The sequence below is a fragment of the Streptomyces humidus genome, from assembly GCF_014649655.1.
GTDB classification, from domain to species: Bacteria; Actinomycetota; Actinomycetes; order Streptomycetales; family Streptomycetaceae; genus Streptomyces; species Streptomyces humidus.
Genome location: NZ_BMTL01000044.1, coordinates 16,487 through 35,197 on the forward strand (window position 1 = coordinate 16,487; position 18,711 = coordinate 35,197).

The window sequence follows — 18,711 nt, forward strand, 5'->3', positions numbered from 1 at the left end:
GCTCGGATGCGGGCACCTGTAACTGCCGGACGACGAACTCGACCGCCTCGCCCGGCAATTCGAGCCTCCCTCAGGGAAATGACAACCCCTGCGAGATCACCGCCGTTCGCGGCGCCAGGCAATGCGGCAGATCCTGCGCGACCTGTGCGCGGACGGAGTCATCGTCAAAGTCGATCCTCAGCGGGCCGTCTATGGCCTCGTTCAGAAGTAGAGAGCCAGGGGCACAAAGGTTCCCGACAGACACCCCCCTTGGGGGACCCGAGGAACTCGACTGAAAGGGTGTCAAGGTCTTCGGATCCCAGTCCGTTGACCAAAGTGCGGAACCTGGCATTCCGGACCGCGGCGTACCTGGTCGCCTCTACAGTTGCGTCATGGAGTTCAACCGGGGTGACTGGATCTGGGAACTGATGCTGACGAGGCGCCCCTCCGACACACACTTCTCGAAGTCGAGCACTCCGGGCGGAGAGAGCCCGCTGGCGCGGGACGACGACAACACGCTCGTCACGCACGCCGTGCTGTTCGACGGCACCAAGACGGCCCTGGTGATCCTCGGTACGGGCGTCGCGCTGGGGATGGCTGTCGCGCCGCACGTCAAGAGCGGGCTGATCAGCCTTGAGTCGAAGCTGCGCCGCAGGGCGGAGGAGACTGCCGACGCCGAGACCTCCGTTCCCCTCAAGGTCGTCGCGGAGGTCGGGCCGGAGCAGCCTGACCCCCCTCGACTGCGCGCTGTCTGATCACGGGCCGTCCAGTGCTCTGACCGGAACGGTTTACCGGGTTGGCCGCGTTGATGGCTTCTGCCGTTTCAGACGGGATCCGGGGAACACCCCGGGCGATATGTCGACTGCCGGAGGCGCACTTGGGCAGCACGCCAGTACAGTCGGCGAACTGAAGGTGGAGGAGCTGCGGTGCGCGCAGGAGACGACGATGTTGACGGCCATGGCCAGAGGAAGGCCGTGGCCATCAGATGGATACAGGTCGCGATACTTGGGGTCGTTGTCCTGTCGGCCGGATTCCGTGTCTGGGAGCGAGAGCCCGCCGAGCCATTTTATCTTGGTCTGATGGCTGCTTCAGTAGTGGCCATCGGGACGCTGGAACGCTATCGGGCAAACGCTGCCAGGCGATCTCGATGACTCACCGCTCAGCCGGGTCAGGCCGCCGCTGACCGAGGCCGACCGCCCCAGCGGGTGCCTTTCTCGCTGCGGATGCGTTCACGTCGTTCGGCGGCCAGGACGTCGCGGTGGCGGGCACTGTCGTTGCGCCGGCGCAGCCAGGCGTGCAGGGCCCGGGTCTGCACAGGGTGGTTGGGGTGGTTGGAGTTGGCGAGGGCGAACTGCCGCAGCGGTCCGAAGCGAGCCTCGACCGGGTTCGCCCACGAGGCGTAGGCCGGGGTGAAACACAGCTCGACCTTGTTCCTCTTCGCCCAGCGGCGGATGCCGGCGCCTTTGTGGGCGGACAGGTTGTCCAGGATCACGTAGATCGGTGCACCGTCCGGGCGGGCGCCACGGATCGACTTCAGCGCGGCCGACGTGTCGGCGGCACCCTTTCTGCGGCGATCGACGCCCCACAGAGTGTCATCGCCGACCGAGTAGCAGCCATGGAAGTAGCGCACTCCAGGGGTGCGGTGACAGGTGGCGGGCAGCCTGTCGGGACGCCCCTGTCCGGCCCAGCCGGAGCCCGCGGTGGGACGGATGCCGAGCGGGCCGAACTCGTCGAAGGCGAAGACCCGGTCCGGGAAGCGGTCCAGCACGTGCTCGATCCGGTCGAGTTCGGTCTCGCGTTCTGGGTCCGCCGGCAGCCGTGCCTGTGCCCGCAGCCGAGGAGGTTGCTTCGTCGGAGTCCGCGACGTCCGTCGAGCTGCCGGTCAGCGCCGGTCGGCGAGAACCTTTCCGAGGAAGTGGCCGCCCTGTTCGACCGCCGCCACGGTCGGCGGACTGTCCCGCAGAACCTGCAGGGACACGAAATCGTGAACGGTCCCCAGGTAGCGGACGGCGGTCACCGGGACGCCGGCCTGTCGCAGCAGCCGGGCGTACTGCTCGCCCTCGTCCCGGACGACGTCCGCCTCCGCCGTCACGATCAGGGCGGGAGGCAGCCCCGCGAGGTCCGCCGCGGTCGCTCGCATCGGCGAGGCGGTCGGCTCGGCGAGTGCGCACGCGTCGGCGGTGTACTGAGCCCAGTACCAGTCCAGAGCCTCACTCGGCAGCAGGTAGCCGGAACCGAACTCGTCCCGCGACGGGGTGGCGGAGTACGGGTCGGTCATCGGGTAGTACAGCAACTGGGCGCGGATGTGAGGGCCGCCCCGCTTCTTGGCCATCATCGTGAGCGCCGTGGCCATCGTCGCGCCCGTGCAGTCGCCGGCCAGCGCGACCCTGCGGCCGTCCAGACCGAGATCCTCGGCCTGCTCCACCACCGAGGTCAGGAGCGCGTACGACTCCTCCAGCGCGACCGGGTACCGGGCCTCCGGGGCACGGGTGAACTCGGGCACCACGAACGCGGCGCCGCTCATGGCCGACAGTTCCTCCATCAGGTGCGCGTGGGTCCGGGCGTCACCCAGCATCCACCGTCCGCCGTGCAGGTACACGACGACGGGGAGCGGGCCGGTCGGCCGCGCCGGCCGGAACAGCCAGAAGCCGACGAGCCCGCGGGGTCCCACCGGCGCCACCCGGAACTCGGCCTGCGGGCCGAAGCCTTCGGCCGGGTGACCCTGGATCTCCAGCAGGGCCTGCCGTCCGTCGGCCGGTCCCAGCTGATGCAGATAGGGCGGGTCGGCGCAGGCGTCGACGAGTCGCTGCACGAGGGGATCGAGAACGACGGCAGGGCGCTGCGGCCCACCGCGAGGCCCTGGGGCTTCGGAACTCAACGGCGCACGTCTCCTTCCCTCGTCGCGATCCCGGTCGCGATCCCTGGTCGCGATCGGCCGTCCGTCACACGGTCACCGCCCTCCGCTGTCCGTGCCGACCGCGGTGGCACCGGGGGAGCAGTCCTGCTGGTCCGCCGTGGGGTCACAGATCGTCGAACAGGTCGCGGAGCTGGTTGCGGCTGCTGACCCCCAGTTTCGGATACACGTTGTAGAGGTGGGAGCTGACCGTCCGCGGGGAGAGCAGCAACTGCTCGGCGATCTCCCGGTTGCGCAGCCCTCGTGCCGCCAGCCTCACGATCTGGCGCTGCTGGGCGGTCAGTTCCGCCAGCGGATCGGCCTGGGCGGGAGCGGTGGCCACCCCGCTCGCCCGCAGCTCGGCGCGGGCCTCCTCGGCCCAGCCGGACGCGCCGAGCCGGGTGAACGTCTCCAGCGCCGTGGCCAGGAGCGGGCGGGCGTCCAGCGGGCGTCGGCGTCTGCGCAGCCACTGCGCGTAGTGGAGCCGCGCCTGCGCCCGGGTCAGCGGCCACTGATCGCCCACCGGGTTCACCGTGGCGAGCCGGAAGTGGTGTTCGGCGTCCTTCGGATCGCCGGCCAGCGCGGCGGCGTGGTGCATCAGCAGCGTCATCCGGGTCGTCGGGCGTTCCCCCGTCGCAGCGCGCACCGCTTCGAGGACGTGCTTCGCCTCCGCCTGACGGCCCGTCCGCTGGGCGGCCGCGGCGAGGTCGGCGACCGACCGCGGGGACAGGAAGTAGTGCATCGCGGTGCCGTCCTCGTCGAAGAGGGACCGGAAGGAACGGAACGCGGCGTCGAAGTCGCCCGCCGCCATGGCGGAAGTGCCCGCTGCCCGCAGGAGGCGTGCGTGGGTTGCGCGGTTCTCCTGCAGCGCGACCGCCGTCCACGCCTGGTCCGTCGGCATGGACGCGGCCTCGCCGCGCAGAGCCCGCAGGGTCGCCTGGAGCGCCTCGGCGTCGACCTGCAGATGCCGCCACTTGTGCACCGCCGCCAGCGACCCCGTCATCTCCAGGTGCCGGTCGGCCTCCGCCCACCGTCCGGTGTCGATCAGCGTCGTGGCCGTCACCGTGAGCACGCTGGCCATGGAGCCCGAGGCGCCGTAAGCGTCGAGCACGGGTTGCATCCGGCGGTAGGACTCCACGCACAGGTCGGACTCGTCGGCCAGGAAAGCCAGCCCGCTGACGGCGATCCCCCGGGTCATCTCGGCTATGTCGAGCGGGGGTTGCGGTGAGCCCGGCCGACGGCGGACACCCCGCAACAACTCCGTGGCGAGGCTCGGGTCGGCAACGGACCGGGTCACGGCGAGCACCGAGTCGGCGGCGTCGGCCGTCTTCAGCTCGGCGTAGGAGGAGCCGCGGTGTCCGGCCCCCACCTCGTTCACCAGCGCGGTGATCGGGCGTCCGACCTCGGGCAGGCCCGACTGGAACGCGACCGCGCCGAGCACACTGACCAGAGCGACCACCGTCATGTCGTCCCCCGGCGGATCCGGCTCCAGCGCGCTCATCAGCACCTGGAACCCCTCGCGCTGGCGACCGAACAGCGACAGGGCCATGCCCGCGGCGCAGGCCGCCATGCCCAGCAGGTCCCGGTCCCCGGTGAGCGCGGTGATCCTGCCGTACAGTTCGCCGACCCACGAGGGGTCGCCGGCGTTCTGGGCGGCGCGCAGCGCCTTCGCGTAGCGCCGCGCCCGGTCGGCGGTCACCGGGCTGCACTCGGCGGACCGCTGCAGGGCCTCGCCCGCCGCGAAGAACCCGCCGAGCCGTTCGGCGAGTTCGGCGGTGTCCTCCAGGGCCGCCGCCACGGACTCGTCGTGACCGACGCAGGCGGCGGCCAGATGCCACGCGCGCCGGGCCGGGTCGGCGGTGAGCGCGGCCGCCAGATCCCGGTGCGCCTGCTGCCGGAGGTACGCCGGCGCCGCGTGGTAGGAGGCCGCGCGGGCCAGCGGGTGGCGGAAGACGATCCGTCCGTCCATGACGGTCACGAGGCCGGCCTCCTCGGCCGAGGCCCAGGCCCAGAGGTCCGGTCCGGCGCCCGCGGCCGCCATGACGGTGTCGAGGTCCTCGTACTGCGACGCCGCCGCATAGAGGATCAGCCGCTGCGTCACCTCCGGCAGGTCGCGCAGGCGGGCGGCGTACAGCTCCTGGATGCGCTCGGTCCGCGGCAGCCCGCCGCCGGGCAGCACGCCCGCGCCGCCCGACGCCGCCGCACGGCACAGTTCGATGATCGCCAGCGGGTTCCCGCCCGCCTGCCGCAGCAGTTCGATCCGCGTGCGGCCGGTGGGGACGTGCGGCTGGGCGTCCACGAGTTCGGCCGCGGCCCGTTCGGTCAGCGGCCCCAACAGCATGGTGGGCAGGGTCTGCACGACCCCGTCGGGGGGAGTCTGCCCGCGTGCCGCCAGCAGCACGTGCACGTCGGCGGCAGCGGCGGAGAGGCGGCGCATCACGAAGCTGAGCACTTCGAGGGAGTCCCGGTCGAAGTGCTGGACGTCGTCGACCGTCAGCAGGACACGCTGCCGTCGTGAGACGTCGGTCAGCAGCGTCAGCACCGCGACACGCAGCAGCATGGGATCGGACGGTCCCTCCGCGGCGGCGACGCCGAACGCCGTCTCGAGCGCCTTGCGCAGATGGTCGGCCAGCGTGGCGGCCTCGGGCAGCACCGGGAGGAGCAACTGGTGCAGGGACGCGAAGGACTGCCGCGACTCGGCCTCCGAGCCCTGGCACGCGAGCACGAGCGCTCCGCCGCCCCTGGCGTACTCGTCGGCGACCGCCAGCAGCCGCGACTTGCCGGCGCCGGCCTCGCCGAGCAGGATCAGCATCCGCTGTTCGCCGCGGCTCTCGACGCTCTGCAGAAGGCGGGCGATCTCGGCCTGCCGGCCCACGGGCGGGGCCTTCGGTGGGAACGAGCGCATGGTGCCGCGCCTAGTCCTCATGCCGGGTCGCGGCCGCCACGCACGCGCAGGGTGCGTGGGGAGCGACCCCGAACGGTTCGGCCATGACGATTCCCTTGAACTTGCCCTCATGTGCAGATACGCCCGCTCGTCACGACGTGCGGGTGCAACCGGCACACATCTTGTCATCCTTTCCGGGCGGGCCGCGCTGTCCGCCCCCGGGACGGATCCCGGCACGCCGGCTGTGGCGTACGGCACGGCACACGGATCCCGACGGCCGGGTGGCGCGACCGCGTCGTTGGTTAGGGTGGGCAGGCGGAGGCGGGTCCCGGGTGGGCCACGTCGGACACGACGGGGGGCTCGTCGGTGGGAAGTCGGCGCAGGGGAGACACAGCACGGCGCGGCACCGCAGGCCGGCCGGGCGCGGTGGGCCGATGACCGGCCGGCCGGCGCACCCGGCGCTGCCCCTGGCGTCGCGCGGGTGGCTCGGGGCGGTCGCGGGCCTCGCGGCGCTGGTGGTCGTCGTGCTCGGGGTCCTCTACGCCGGTGACGGCGAGCCCGGCAGGGTGGACAGGTGGCTCGTCCCGCCGGCGGCGGACAGCGTGCGTCCGCCGTGGCGGCACGTCGCGCTGGCCCTGGACTTCCTGGGGGAGCCCCTGGGGTCGGTGCTGCTGGTCGCGGCCGTCGTGACGGGCGCCCTGTCGCTCCGCCATCCTCGTGCGGCGGTGCTCACCGTGGCCGGCGCCGGTGCGGCCGTGGGGGTGGCGACGCTGCTCAAGCACCTGGTGGAACGCACCATCCACGGCGACGGCAACCTGTCCTACCCGAGCGGGCACACCGCCTTCGCCACCGCGCTCGCCCTCGCGGTGGCGTTGCCCGCGACCGGCCGGCTCGGCCTCGGCAGGACGGCCGGCGCCTCCCTCGTGCTCGGCGCGGCGCTGGTCGCCGGCGCCGCCATGGGCTGGGCGCAGGTGGCCTTGGGCGCGCACTACCCGACCGATGTCCTCGGCGGCTGGTGCACCGCGCTGGCGGCGGTGCCGGCGACCGCGTGGCTGGTCGACCGGGCGGCCGACGGAACGGCCGCCCGCTGGGACGCCCGCCGGTCGGCCGGCGCCGCCCGCGAGGATCGCTGACGTCACGTCACGTCACGTCACGGCACGGCGCGGCGCGGCACGGCGCGTCGGCACGGCACGTCGGCACTGCGCCTCACGCCGACGCACCGCACCTCACCGCACCGCGCCTCACACCAGGCGGCGGAAGACGGGCTTCACCGGGCGTCCGCCCAGCCAGGGGGTGGGGTCGCCGGCGTCCAGCGCCTTGCGGTACAGCGCGCACGCCTGGGCGACGACGTCGACGGTGTGATCGATGTCGGCGTCCGTGAGCGCGCTGCTCACCACGAACGACGGGGCGAGCACCCCGCCCGTGAGGAGCCGGCGCAGGAAGAGGGTGCGGTACTCCTGCGACGGCCGCAGGTTCTCGTCGAGGGTGGCGAAGACCAGGTTGCTGGCCCGGCCCCGGACGACGACGTGGTCGCCGACGCCCATGGCGGCCGCGGCCTCCCGGACGCCGGCGGCCAGCCGCTCGCCGAGGGCGTGCAGCCGCGCGGTGACGCCCTCTTCGACGTAGGTGTCGAGCACCGCCATCGCGGCTGCCAGGGCGTGCGTCTCCGCGCCGTGCGTGGTGGAGAGCAGGAACACCCGCTCGCCGGAGTGGCGCAGCCCGCCCCGCTCCATCAGTTCGCGGCGCCCGGCGAGCGCGGAGACGGCGAATCCGTTGCCCAGCGCCTTGCCGAACGTGGAGAGGTCGGGGACGACGCCGTACAGGCCCTGGGCGCCCGCCTCGGACCAGCGCAGACCGGTGATCATCTCGTCGAAGACCAGTACGCAGCCGTGGCGGTCGGCCAGTTCGCGCAGGCCGGCGAGGTAGCCGGGCGGCGGCTCGGTGTGGGTGGCGGGTTCGAGGATCAGGCAGGCGACCTCGCCCCGGTACCGGGTGAGCAGCTGCTCCGTGGCGGCCAGGTCGCCGTAGGGGAACGCCACGGTGAGGTCGGTGGTGGCCGCCGGAATGCCCGCCGACATCGGCGTGGTGCCGATGAACCAGTCGTCGGTGGAGAAGAAGGGGTGGTCGGCGCAGAGGGCCACCCGCGGGCGCCCGGTGGCGGCGCGGGCGAGGCGTACCGCGGCGGTGGTGGCGTCGGAGCCGTTCTTCGCGAACTTCACCATCTCGGCGGTGGGCACCGTGGCCAGGAAGCGTTCCGCGGCTTCGACCTCCACGATCGACGGCCGGACGAAGTTGGCGCCGCGGTCGAGTTCGCGTCGTACCGCCTCGGTCACGCGCGGGTGGGCGTGGCCCAGGCTGACCGACCGCAGGCCGGAGCCGTACTCGACGTACCGGTTGCCGTCGACGTCCCACACATGGGCGCCGCGGCCGTGGCTGATGACCGGGGCGAGGTTCTCGGGGTACTGGTCGTCGCCCTTGGCGTAGGTGTGCGCGCCCCCCGGGACCAGGGCGTGCAGGCGTTCGTTCGCCCGACGCGACCGGGGGAGGAGGAGCTCTGCCGTGTCTGCGGTGTCTGCCGTGTCTGGCGTGCCTGCGGTCCCAAGGATGTCTGCGGTGTCTGTGGTGTCTGTCGTGCCAAGGGTGTCTGCGGTGTCTGCGGTTTCCACCGACCTCAACTTTCTACTGTTGCTTCAGGACCTCGGCGAGGCTCGGCGCCTCCCGGTCCCGCTGGGACATCGAGCTGACCGGCAGCGGCCAGGGAACGGCGAGCTCCGGGTCGTCGAAGGCGATCGTCACGTCCTCGGCCGGGTCGTGCCGGCGGTCGATCCGGTACGAGACGTCGGCGGTGCCGGTCAGCGCCTGGAAGCCGTGCGCGCAGCCCGCCGGGACGTACAGGGTCCGCTGCGTCGCGTCCGACAGCTCGAAGGTGGCCAGGTTGCGGTAGGTCGGCGAGTCCGGGCGCAGGTCCACGACGACGTCGAAGATCCTCCCGTAGGAGCACCGCACCAGCTTGGCCTCGCCGGCGCCCGAGCGCAGATGCAGGCCGCGCAGCACGCCCAGGACCGAGCGGGACAGGCTGTCCTGGACGAAGGCGTCCGGGTCGAGGCCCACCGAGCGGACCACGTCGGCGTCGAAGGTGCGGCAGAAGAAGCCGCGTTCGTCGGCGTACGGCGTCGGCTCGAACAGGTACGCGCCGGCGATCGCCGGGACTTCGGTCGCTTGCATTCCGGGCGCGTTCATGGAGTCTCCCGCAGGGCATGGGCGTGGTCGGTCGTGGGGAACAGGGCCGCCGTCAGGGCGGAGAACTGCCGGTCCAGGCGCCCGGCGGCGATCAGGTTCCGCTCGGCGAGTGTGCGCCGCAGTTCCGCCGACCTGGTCTCCAGCGCCCGGAACTGCTCCAGCAGCCGGTCGGCGTCGACCTCGCGGGCGGGATGGCAGAACGCGCCCAGCCCCATCTCGGCCATGAGCGCCTCGCTCTTCGCCGCGTAGCTGACCGCGAGGGTCGGCGTGCCGGCCTTCAGCGCGCAGATCAGGTTGTGGTACCGGGTCGCCACCACGGTGTCGGCGGCCGCCGTCTCCCGCATCAGGTCGGCCAGCGAGGCCGTCTCGGCGGCCGTGACCAGCGGCGAGTCCACCGCGTCGAGGATCGCGGCGACCACCGGCGCGTCGCACGTGTCGCCGGTGAGCAGCCGGACCGGCCTGCCGTCCTCGGCCAGCGCGCGGACGAACCGGATCGTGCCCTCGAGGTAGCGCCGGTGGATCTCCTCGGCCCGCGCGCGGTCGTCGTCGCCGCCGTGGAAGGCCATGACGCCCACGCAGACCCGGCGCGGCGGGCCCGGGGGCGCGCTCGCCGGCGGCGCCGGCAGGGCGAACGCGAGGTCCGGGTGGACGTCGTCGTGCGCGGTGTCCACGCCCATCGCGCGCAGCGCGTCGCGGGACGGGGCGTCCCGGTACGACCGGTAGGCGGCCAGCCGCGCCGACCAGCGCACCAGGGTGCGGGTCGCCCGGTTGCCGATCGCGGCGGCGCCGACGCCGACCAGCGCGACTTTGACGCCGAAGAGCCGGCCGGTCGCGCAGAGCAGGAACAGCGAGTACGGGAAGCCCCACGGCCGCAGCGGCAGCGTGGCCTCCAGGACGCCCATGCCCGGCACGATCACCACGTCGTGCCGGCGCACCCAGGCGGCGGTGCGGAACGGGTCGACGAGCTTGCCCAGACCCTTCGCCGCGATCGCGCCCGTACGCGAGGCGGTCCGGTACTCCCCGCGATACCAGTGCAGCCGCGTCGCGGGGATCCCGTACCGGGCCGTGACGGCCTCGGGCCCGCCGCACAGCGCGTCCACGACCGCCTCCGGCTGCTCGGCGCGGAGGTAGCCGAGCACGGCCTCCAGCGACCCGTCGTTGCCGAGGTTGCCGGAGCCGAGCAGGCCGAACACCCCGACGCGCACCGCAGCCGCGTTCCTCGCGTCCGCCGCCGTCATGCCCGCCTCCCCTCCCGGCCTGCGACCAGCGCGTCGACGCTGACGTCGAGCCGGGCGGGGTCGACCGGGGCGCGGTCCTCGACCCGCTCGCCGGCGCCCGGCCGCACCCGGCTGGCCATCCACGCGGCCAGGTGGCGGTAGCACGCGCGCCGGTCCGCCGGGGACAGCGGCGCCCGCCGGATCGCCGAGACGAAGCCCCAGACGTACTCGGCGAGCAGCCGGGGCGTCGGGTGCAGCGGGCCCGCCCTGCGCGGGTCCAGGTTGACGCACCGCGAGCGCTTGCCCGGGTTGGCCCGCTCGGCGCGGTGAGGGTGGTCGCGGCGGAAGTACAGCAGCTCCGGCACCTGGTGGAAGGGGCCGTGCAGGGTGATCTCGGCTACGTAGGTGCGGTCCGCGTGGTGGTAGCTGTCCATCGGCTTCACCCGGCGCAGCACGTCGGTCCGCATCACCCCGTAGAAGTCGTCGCCGCCGGGCTCGAACAGCAGGCTGCGGAAGCGCTCCGGCGCGTGCGGCGAGTCGGTGGCGAGGGTGTAGTCGTAGGGGACCTTCACCCGGCCGTCGCCGTCGACGACCGCCTGGCCGCTGTGCGCCAGGATGATGTCGGGCCGCTCGTCCAGCGCTTCCACGCAGCGCTTCAGCAGGTCCCGGCCGTACAGGTCGTCGTGCGAGGCCCACTTGAACAGCTCGCCGCGGGACTCGGCGAGGACATGGTTGTGGTTCGGCGTTGCGCCGATGTTCCGGGGCAGCCGCAGGTACCGGATGCGCGAGTCCTTCGCGGCGTACCGGCGGCAGACGTCCTGGGTCCCGTCGGTCGAGGCGTTGTCGGAGACGATCAGCTCGAAGTCCTCGTAGGTCTGGCCGAGCAGCGCCTCGAACGACTCGGCCAGGTACTCCTCGCCGTTGTACACGGGCAGGCCGATGCTCAGCCTGGGACGGTCGGTCATGGGGTCCTCACTTCGGGAACGTCGGGAAGGTGGCGCTCGCCCAGGGCGGACCGCAGCTGCAGCCACCACACGGCCGAGGCGCTGACGGTCGCGGCGGCGACGCCCCAGGCCGAGCCGACCGTGCCGGCCAGGAGCGCCCCGCCGAGTCCGCCGCTGACGTAGCCGGCGGAGGCGAACAGCTGGGAGCGCAGGCTGCGCCGGGCCGCGCCGAGCGCGCGCAGCCCGGCCGCCGCGCCGGTGCCGAGGCCCGCGCCCGCGACGCCGAGGGTGATCGGCACGATGAGCTGCGCGGCGGAGTGCCAGACTTCGCCGAGCACGAGCTCGCCGAGCCGGTCCGGCATCAGCAGCAGCGCCCCGCCCCAGCACAGCGCGCCGGCGGCCTGTCCGCCGCCGAGCAGGAGGCAGAACGTGCCCAGGCGGTGCGGGGCCCGCCGCAGTACCCGTGCCGCCTCCGGGACGGTGACCAGGGACAGCCCCATCAGCACGGCGAGGAACGGGCCCAGCAGCAGCTCGGCGCCCCGCACCGCACCCACCGCACCGACGCCGACGAGCGCGCCGAGCCCGTACGCCCGCAGCTGGCTCGCGCCGCTGAGGCTGACGTTCTCGACCAGGTACCGGTAGCCGAGGTCGCGCTGCTCGCGGAGCCAGCCGGCCGCCCCGGCCGGCCGGGGCCGGATGCCGGACTGGAGGCAGCCGTACGCGGCGGCCACCGCGGCGGACGCGCCCCAGGCCAGCACGAATGCCGCCACGGTGCCCACGCGGGCCGCCACGACCATGGCCGGGACGAGCGCGACGCCCCACACCAGATCGTTGACGAACGCCTTCCGCCCGGCGCCGGCGGCGAAGAACGAGAACCGCCAGGCGTCCTGCAGCAGCAGCCCCGGCAGCATGACGCCGAGGCAGGCGAAGGCGGGCCCCACCCGGCCGCCGAGCGCGAGGCCGACGACCAGACACGCCGCGCCGAGGGCGGCGCCGACGCCGAGCGCGGTGCCCGACGACCGGGCCACCGCCCCGCGCCAGGACGTCTCCGGCACGCCGCTGAAGCGCACCACGAGCGGGTCGGTGGCCAGCCCGCGGGAGACGTTCAGCACGACGCCGTAGGTCACCCAGGCCAGGCTGAACACGCCGAACGCGGTCACCCCCAGCGAGCGGGCCACATAGATGCCCACCGCGAAGTTGGACATGCTGGAGGCCGCCTGGTCGGCCAGCCCCCAGGACAGCCGGCCGAGGAGGGCCCGCCGGGCCGATCCGGCCGGCGGCGCCGTCGTCTGCGGATCCTCCCCCGCGGTGGTCACCGGCTTCACGCCTTGATCAGCTCGGCGTCGCGCAGGGCGTCGGCGGCGGCGGCGACGGTGTCGAACGGCAGCCCGGACCGCTCGGCCACGTCCAGCAGCGTGTGCTCGCCGTCGGAGAGGCTGAGCACCCAGAGCATGGCCATCTGGGCCTGCTTCGCGTCGCTGCGGCCGCCGAGCGAGTCGTACAGCCCGCGCCGGCCCAGCTGCGGCTCGCCGTAGGGGCTGAGGTTGACGTACCGCCGGTTGCGGTCGAGGACGGCGAACGCCTCACGGCAGACGGCGAGGGTGTCCGCCATCGCCTCGGGCGAGACGAAGTCCGGGTTGTCCGCCGAGGTGTGGTATTCGGGGTAGCCGGCGTACGGGGTCCGGCTGAGCGAGCCCACGCCGAGGTCGAACCCGGGGGAGCAGAACTGCCGCTCGTCGTAGCCGTACGGGGTGAACTCGGTGATGTGGTGCGGGCGTCCGGAGGCGGTCAGCACATGGGCCAGCACCCGGTCGATCTCCGCGTCGCCGCGCCTGCTCTGCTTGTACGTCAGCCGGCCCGGGTCGCCGGCGCAGGCCAGCACCAGGCCGTGTGCGACCCGTTCCACCCGTTCCGCGTTGCGGGCCAGCCAGGTGATCGCCCCGATGGTGCCGGGCGCGAAGAGGAACCGGTAGGTGTAGTACGGCGTCCGCTCCGCCAGCGCCCGTGCGAGGAACACGGCCACCGCGATGCCGGCCAGGTTGTCGTTGGCCAGCGACGGGTGGCAGACGTGGCAGGAGACGATCACCTCGTCGGCGACCTGCCCGGGGACCACGTGCTCGGCGTACGTGAGGTGACCGTCGGCGAGCGTGGAGTCGACGCACACCTCGTACTCGCCGTCCGGCATCGCGTCCAGGGTCTCCTGGGACAGGCAGAACCCCCACTCCGGCTTGTAGTAGCTGGTGCGGTACGGCACCCAGGACGGGTGCTCGGGCAGGGTGTGCAGGTGCTCGCGCAGCTGGGCCAGCGGCATCCTCGCCGACACCGGCACGCTGTAGCCGAGCACGTGCAGGCTGGACGCGGCGAAGTCGACGACCCGGCGGCCGGAGCCGTCGGCGATGTACGCGTCCCGGATGTTCCACTCCTGCGGCACCGTCCAGTCGAGCACCTGGGTGCCGGTCGGCACCTCGTGCACCCGCAGCGGGACGTACTCGCCGACGATGTCCAGGGTGGCGCGCACCCCGTCGCCGGTGATGCTCCGGCACAGCGGGTACAACCGCTCCACCAGCGCGTGCATCTCCTCGCCGGGCGTGGTCATCGGCGCCACCGCAGGGTGTCGTCGACCGTGCCGGCGTCGGACGCCGCGCGCAGCACGGCCAGCCGGGTGAAGCGCCGCTCGAAGGCCTCCCGGGTCAGCCCGTGCGCCCGGTAGGCGTCGGCGAGTTCGAGCGCGCCCCGCTTCACCGTCCACTCGCAGTCGAAGCCGGGCACGGCGGCCCGGAACCGGGAGAAGTCCACCCGGTACGACCGCGGATCGGCCCCGTTCTCCCCGGTGATCACCACCTCGGATCCGGGCACCGCCTCGGCGACCTGCCCGGCGATCTCGGCGACGGTGACGTTGTTGACCTCGCTGCCGATGTTGAACGCCCGGTCGTGCACCGCCTCGCGCGGCGCGACCAGAGCGGCCGCGAAGGCCCGGGCGATGTCGGCGGCGTGCACCAGCGGCCGCCAGGGCGTGCCGTCGGACAGCACGAGGACCTCGCCGGACAGCAGGGCGTGCCCCACCAGGTTGTTCAGCACGATGTCGGCGCGCAGCCGCGGCGAGAACCCGAAGGCGGTGGCGTTGCGCATGTACACCGGGCTGAAGTCGCCGTCGGCGAGCGCGTGCAGGTCGTCCTCCACCCGCACCTTGGACTCCGCGTAGGGCGTCACCGGGCGCAGCGGGGCGTCCTCGGCGACGAGCGCGTCACCGCCGGCGGCGCCGTAGACCGAGCACGTCGAGGCGTACAGGAAGCGCTGCACTCCGGCGTCGCGGGCCAGCCGGGCCAGCCGCACGGACGCGTGATGGTTGATGTCGTAGGTGAGTTCGGGCGCCAGCGACCCCAGCGGGTCGTTGGACAGCGCGGCCAGGTGGATCACGGCGTCCACCCCGGCCACGTGGTCGGCCGTGACGTCGCGCAGGTCCACCCGGCGCCCCGGCGGGTCGGCGGGCGCCGGGCCGAGGACGCAGTCGGCGAACAGGCCGGCGTCGAGGCCCACGACCTCGTGCCCTGCGGCCGCGAGGACCGGGGCCATCACGGTTCCCAGGTAGCCCTGATGTCCGGTCAGCAGTACGCGCATGGTTCAACCCCCCAGGTTGAGCGTGAGTTTGGTGACGGCGAACGCCTCGGCATAGCGCTCGTGGCATTCGATACCGCGGATCCGGGCCAGCCCGAGGAAGGCCTCCCGGTCGTACCAGGGCCGGTGCCGCTGCGAGGGGTAGTGCTCCTGCAGCAGCCGCACCTTCCGTTCGGCGACCTCGTCCGACAGCGGCTGGTACGCGGTCGGCCGGCCGAGATCGCCGTCCCACTTGACGATCTCGTAGCCGAGGACCAGGTGGTCGCGGAACGCGGTGGGCATCAGCTGCGCCAGGCCGCGGTGGTCCTGGTGCGCGTCGTCGGCGCGGGGGGCGAGGACGAGGTCGGGCTCGGTCCGCTCGCGCAGCTCCTCGACCGCGGCCTTGGCCTCCTCCCAGTGTGCGGGCAGCCGTCCGTCCGGCAGCTTGTGCACCGTCAGCCGCAGGTCGGCGCCCGGGCAGAACGCGGCGAGCGCGGCCCGCTCCTCCTGCTCGCGCTCGCCGCCGCCGCCGGAGAGCACCAGCGCGTCGACGCGGACGCCCGGCCGCGCCAGGCACAGCGTCAGCAGCGTGCCGCCCGCGCCGATGGCGATGTCGTCGCAGTGCGCGCCCACCGCGACGACCCGGTCGGGCCGCCCGGCCCCGAGCCGTATCACGCGGTCCTCGTTCCGGCGTCCTGTCCCGCGCCGACCCGTTCCCACACGGCCCACGGGCGGTCGCCCCGGGCGTAGGCCTCGTCGAGCGCCGCCCGCTCCTTCACGGTGTCGGTGGGCTTCCAGAAGCCGCGGTGCTGGTGCGCCACCAGCCGCCCCCGCTTGGCCAGTTGGGCGCAACCGTCGGCGACCAGGTCCCCGTTCTCCGGGATGTGGTCGAAGATCTCCTGGCGGAGCACGAAATAGCCGCCGTTCTCCCACAGCGGCATGTCGCTCACCGCGGTGATGCCGCCCACCAGACCGTCGTCGCCCAGGTCCACGCAGTGGAACGAGGACTGCGGCGGCACCACCATCATCGACGCGCCGGCGTCACGCCGGGCGAACCGGTCGATCATCTCCGGCAGCGGGGCGTCGGTGAGGACGTCGGCGTAGTTGGCGAGGAACATCTCGTCGCCGTCCAGGTGGTGCCGCACCCGGCGCAGCCGCTCGCCGATCGGCGACTCCACGCCGGTCTGGACGAACGTGATCGTCCAGGAGGCGATGTCCGTGGAGAGCAGCTCGGTCCGCCCGTGACGCAGCACGAAGTCGTTGGACGTCGTCTCCTCGTAGTTGAGGAAGAAGTCCTTGATGTGATGGGCCCCGTACCCGAGGCACAGGATGAACTCCGTGTGCCCGAAGTGCGCGTAGTAGCGCATGACGTGCCAGATCAGCGGTCGCGGACCGACCATCGCCATCGGCTTGGGCACATCGTCGGAGGCTCCGCTGCGCATGCGCATCCCGTAACCGCCGCAGAACAGCACTACCTTCATGACGTGACCTCGACGATGCTCAGTTCCGGTATGGGAAACACGAGTCGGCCTCCCCAGTCGTGCACGAAGGACAGCTGCTCGACGAGCTCGGCCCGCAGGTTCCACGGGAGGACGAGGACGTAGTCCGGCTTGTCGGCGGCTATCCGCTCGGGCGGCAGGATCGGGATGCGGGTGCCCGGGGTGTACCTGCCGTGCTTGTAGGGGTTGCGGTCGACCGTGTACGGCAGCAGGTCGGGCCGGATGCCGCAGTGGTTGAGCAGGGTGTTGCCCTTGCCGGGGGCGCCGTAGCCGACGACCGTCTCGCCGCGCTCGGCCGCCTCGACGAGGAACCGCAGCAGGTCCCGGCGCACCTTGGCCACCCGCGCGGAGAACTCGGTGTACCCCGACAGTTCCTGGAGCCCGGCGGCCTTCTCCCGGTCCAGCACGTCGCCCACCCGCCGGGACGGCTCGCCGGCCGCTTCGGCCGGCCGGGCCCACAGCCGGATCGAGCCGCCGTGCGTGGGCAGCAGCTCGACGTCCACCAGCGCGAGCCCGCCGCTCTCCAGCGCACGGATCGCGGAGGCGACCGTGTAGTACTGGAAGTGCTCGTGGTAGATCGTGTCGTACTGGTTCTCCTCGATCAGGGTCAGCAGGTGCTGCACCTCTATCGAGACCCAGCCGTCGTCGGCGACCAGGGCGCGCAGCCCCCGGGTGAAGCCGACCACGTCGGGGATGTGCGCGTACACGTTGTTCGCGACGACCAGGTCCGCCGGACCGTGCTCGGCGCGCACGCCCGCGCCGGTGGCCGGGTCGAGGAACGCCGTGAGCGTGGGCACGCCCGCCTCCCGCGCCGCCGCGCCGACGTTCACCGACGGTTCGACGCCGAGACAGCGGATCCCGCGGTCCCTCACATGCTTCAGCAGGTACCCGTCGTTGCTCGCCACCTCGACGACGAAGGCGTCCGCGCCCAGCCCCAGCCTCCGTACGGCGTCGTCGACGAAGACCCGCGCGTGCTCCACCCAGGAGGTCGAGTAGGAGGAGAAGTACGCGTACTGCGTGAACGTCTCCTCCGGCGTGATCAACGGGGGGATCTGCGCGAGCCAGCAGTCGGTGCAGACCCGCAGATGCAGCGGGTACGCCGGCTCGGGCAGGTCCAGTTGGTCCGCGGCGAGAAAGCTCTCACACGGCGGCGTCGCCCCGAGATCGACGACGCTCGCCATCGCTTCCGAGCCGCAGAGTCGGCATCGTGTCATGTGCTGTCCCCATCCCCCCTGCTCGCGCGGGTGTCCCCGCCGCGAGCCAGTGCTGACCGACCCGCGATCGCGGTGCGGTACCCCTCCACCAGGCGCTCCAGCCCGACAGCCGGGCTGAAGCCCTGCTCGTACCGGCGCCGGGCCGCCTGTCCCATCTCCCGGTTGCGCGCCGGATCCGCGGTGATCCGGCGCAGACCCGACGCGAGCGAGGCGGCCTCGCCCGGCCGGTGCAGCAGACCGGACACCCCGTCCTCGACGAGTTCGACGAAGGCGCCGTGACCGGCGGCGACGACCGGCACCCCGGCCGCCATCGCCTCCACGACCACCAGGCCGAACGCCTCCAGCCACGTCGAGGGAGCCACCACGGCGACCGACCGCGCGACGGCCTCGCGGCATTGCGTCGTGTCGTACAGACCGACATGGCGCACGTCGTCCCGTCCCGCCGCCCAGGCGGTCACCTCCCGCTCCAGCGGCCCCGTGCCGGCGATCACCAGCGGCACGCCCACACCGCCCCCGGCGGTGAGCTCGTCCCACGCGGCCATGAGCAGCCGCACCCCCTTGGCCTCCGCGAGCCGGCCGAGGAAGAGCACGTGCTCGCCGGGGCCCGTGCGCCGGACGCCCGGCTCCGGGACGAAGTTGTGCTTGACCGCCAGCCGCTCGGCCGGCATGCCGGACCGCACCAGGACGTCGCGCTGCGCCGCGGAGATGCAGAAGAACCGCTCCACGCCTGACCACCACCGCCGCCGGTTGACCGCCAGGCCGACCGCGAGCGGCACCGTCGCCAGCCGGGAGTTGCGGTAGCAGCCGTGCCGGACGGCGGGCAGCGGCGTGGACCCGACGCACTCGGTGCACGGCCGGCCGTCGCGCTGCAGCGTGCCCGGCGGGCAGACCTGGGTGTAGTTGTGCAGCGTGGCGACGGCGGGCACGCCTGCGTCGGCGCACGCGGCCAGCACCGCGGGCGACAGGAGCGGGAAGACGTTGTGGACGTGCACCACGTCCGGCCGCTCGGCGCGCAGCCGTGCGGCGAGTTCCGCACGGACGGCCGGGTTCCACGGCACCAGCAGCGGCACCGCCGCCTTGCCCGGCAGGGACCGGGCGGCGATGTCGTCGCTGCGCCGCTCGAACAGCCCGACGCGGTGGCCGGCCTCGCGCAGCAGCGCCACCTCCTGGTCGACTACCTTGTTCTCCCCGCTCGGCTGCTTCGAGGCATAGCGGTTGTGCACCACCATTACGTGAAGGTCGGGCAT

Annotated in this window: 15 protein-coding genes and 1 pseudogene; 2 read left to right on the forward strand and 14 right to left on the reverse strand. The window is 73.1% G+C overall.

Going from position 1 to position 18,711, the window contains the following annotated elements; genetic code table 11:
* The first annotated feature begins 371 nt into the window (after positions 1–371).
* Complete coding sequence (locus IE239_RS35985; protein ID WP_190153693.1) at positions 372–734, forward strand: hypothetical protein; 363 nt, start codon at positions 372–374, stop codon at positions 732–734.
* A 413-nt stretch (positions 735–1,147) separates the two neighbouring features.
* Here IE239_RS35985 and IE239_RS35990 read toward each other — a convergent pair.
* The 3 genes and pseudogenes from IE239_RS35990 to IE239_RS36000 form a co-directional block, all read right to left on the reverse strand.
* Positions 1,148–1,786 (reverse strand): annotated as a pseudogene (locus tag IE239_RS35990) (transposase); the annotation flags it as partial.
* Between the two features lie 75 nt (positions 1,787–1,861).
* The gene (locus tag IE239_RS35995; RefSeq protein ID WP_229878585.1) at positions 1,862–2,791 is read right to left on the reverse strand and encodes an alpha/beta hydrolase; all 930 of its coding nucleotides are present in this window, start codon (positions 2,789–2,791) and stop codon (positions 1,862–1,864) included.
* Positions 2,792–2,999: 208 nt separating this feature from the next.
* Positions 3,000–5,777 carry an AAA family ATPase gene (locus IE239_RS36000; RefSeq protein ID WP_229878586.1) on the reverse strand — a complete coding sequence of 926 codons (2,778 nt, stop codon included), beginning with the start codon at positions 5,775–5,777 and terminating at the stop codon, positions 3,000–3,002.
* A gap of 413 nt (positions 5,778–6,190) precedes the next feature.
* Between IE239_RS36000 and IE239_RS36005 the strand changes: the two genes are divergently transcribed.
* The gene (locus tag IE239_RS36005) at positions 6,191–6,889 is read left to right on the forward strand and encodes a phosphatase PAP2 family protein (RefSeq protein WP_190153695.1); all 699 of its coding nucleotides are present in this window, start codon (positions 6,191–6,193) and stop codon (positions 6,887–6,889) included.
* Positions 6,890–6,997: 108 nt separating this feature from the next.
* Here IE239_RS36005 and IE239_RS36010 read toward each other — a convergent pair whose 3' ends face one another.
* The 11 genes from IE239_RS36010 to IE239_RS36060 form a co-directional block, all read right to left on the reverse strand.
* Positions 6,998–8,362: a glutamate-1-semialdehyde 2,1-aminomutase gene (locus tag IE239_RS36010; RefSeq protein ID WP_190153726.1), complete on the reverse strand. Its 1,365-nt coding sequence runs from the start codon at positions 8,360–8,362 to the stop codon at positions 6,998–7,000.
* A 73-nt stretch (positions 8,363–8,435) separates the two neighbouring features.
* Positions 8,436–8,981, reverse strand: a complete 546-nt coding sequence (gene rfbC, locus IE239_RS36015) for a dTDP-4-dehydrorhamnose 3,5-epimerase (RefSeq protein WP_190153727.1) — start codon at positions 8,979–8,981, stop codon at positions 8,436–8,438.
* Positions 8,982–8,992: 11 nt separating this feature from the next.
* Positions 8,993–10,234: a polysaccharide pyruvyl transferase family protein gene (locus IE239_RS36020; protein ID WP_190153696.1), complete on the reverse strand. Its 1,242-nt coding sequence runs from the start codon at positions 10,232–10,234 to the stop codon at positions 8,993–8,995.
* Complete coding sequence (locus IE239_RS36025) at positions 10,231–11,178, reverse strand: glycosyltransferase family 2 protein (protein WP_190153697.1); 948 nt, start codon at positions 11,176–11,178, stop codon at positions 10,231–10,233. The genes IE239_RS36020 and IE239_RS36025 overlap by 4 nt, the downstream gene beginning before the upstream one ends.
* On the reverse strand, positions 11,175–12,473 hold the full coding sequence (locus IE239_RS36030; protein ID WP_190153698.1) for an MATE family efflux transporter: 1,299 nt from the start codon (positions 12,471–12,473) through the stop codon (positions 11,175–11,177). The genes IE239_RS36025 and IE239_RS36030 overlap by 4 nt, the downstream gene beginning before the upstream one ends.
* 5 nt (positions 12,474–12,478) lie before the next feature.
* Positions 12,479–13,753, reverse strand: coding sequence for a DUF4910 domain-containing protein (locus IE239_RS36035; RefSeq protein WP_190153699.1), 1,275 nt, complete (start codon positions 13,751–13,753; stop codon positions 12,479–12,481).
* The gene (locus IE239_RS36040) at positions 13,750–14,775 is read right to left on the reverse strand and encodes an NAD-dependent epimerase/dehydratase family protein (protein WP_190153700.1); all 1,026 of its coding nucleotides are present in this window, start codon (positions 14,773–14,775) and stop codon (positions 13,750–13,752) included. Before IE239_RS36040 ends, IE239_RS36035 begins: the two co-directional genes overlap by 4 nt.
* Positions 14,776–14,778: 3 nt before the next feature.
* Positions 14,779–15,426 (reverse strand): PIG-L deacetylase family protein, encoded by a 648-nt coding sequence (locus IE239_RS36045; RefSeq protein WP_190153701.1) that lies wholly within the window; start codon positions 15,424–15,426, stop codon positions 14,779–14,781.
* The gene (locus tag IE239_RS36050) at positions 15,423–16,232 is read right to left on the reverse strand and encodes a glycosyltransferase family protein (RefSeq protein WP_190153702.1); all 810 of its coding nucleotides are present in this window, start codon (positions 16,230–16,232) and stop codon (positions 15,423–15,425) included. The genes IE239_RS36045 and IE239_RS36050 overlap by 4 nt, the downstream gene beginning before the upstream one ends.
* Positions 16,229–17,464 carry a class I SAM-dependent methyltransferase gene (locus IE239_RS36055; RefSeq protein WP_190153703.1) on the reverse strand — a complete coding sequence of 412 codons (1,236 nt, stop codon included), beginning with the start codon at positions 17,462–17,464 and terminating at the stop codon, positions 16,229–16,231. The genes IE239_RS36050 and IE239_RS36055 overlap by 4 nt, the downstream gene beginning before the upstream one ends.
* Positions 17,461–18,711, reverse strand: a complete 1,251-nt coding sequence (locus tag IE239_RS36060) for a glycosyltransferase (RefSeq protein WP_190153704.1) — start codon at positions 18,709–18,711, stop codon at positions 17,461–17,463. The genes IE239_RS36055 and IE239_RS36060 overlap by 4 nt, the downstream gene beginning before the upstream one ends.

Excerpts from the sequence above, each read along its gene's own strand:
- IE239_RS35985 (WP_190153693.1), top strand. The coding sequence starts at position 372 with ATGGAGTTCAACCGGGGTGACTGGATCTGGGAACTGATGCTGACGAGG.
- IE239_RS36025 (WP_190153697.1), bottom strand. The coding sequence starts at position 11,178 with ATGACCGACCGTCCCAGGCTGAGCATCGGCCTGCCCGTGTACAACGGC.
- IE239_RS36020 (WP_190153696.1), bottom strand. The coding sequence starts at position 10,234 with ATGACGGCGGCGGACGCGAGGAACGCGGCTGCGGTGCGCGTCGGGGTG.
- IE239_RS36055 (WP_190153703.1), bottom strand. The coding sequence starts at position 17,464 with ATGACACGATGCCGACTCTGCGGCTCGGAAGCGATGGCGAGCGTCGTC.
- IE239_RS36035 (WP_190153699.1), bottom strand. The coding sequence starts at position 13,753 with ATGACCACGCCCGGCGAGGAGATGCACGCGCTGGTGGAGCGGTTGTAC.
- IE239_RS36000 (WP_229878586.1), bottom strand. The coding sequence starts at position 5,777 with ATGCGCTCGTTCCCACCGAAGGCCCCGCCCGTGGGCCGGCAGGCCGAG.
- IE239_RS36005 (WP_190153695.1), top strand. The coding sequence starts at position 6,191 with ATGACCGGCCGGCCGGCGCACCCGGCGCTGCCCCTGGCGTCGCGCGGG.
- IE239_RS36040 (WP_190153700.1), bottom strand. The coding sequence starts at position 14,775 with ATGCGCGTACTGCTGACCGGACATCAGGGCTACCTGGGAACCGTGATG.
- IE239_RS36050 (WP_190153702.1), bottom strand. The coding sequence starts at position 16,232 with ATGAAGGTAGTGCTGTTCTGCGGCGGTTACGGGATGCGCATGCGCAGC.
- IE239_RS36060 (WP_190153704.1), bottom strand. The coding sequence starts at position 18,711 with ATGCCCGACCTTCACGTAATGGTGGTGCACAACCGCTATGCCTCGAAG.
- rfbC (WP_190153727.1), bottom strand. The coding sequence starts at position 8,981 with ATGCAAGCGACCGAAGTCCCGGCGATCGCCGGCGCGTACCTGTTCGAG.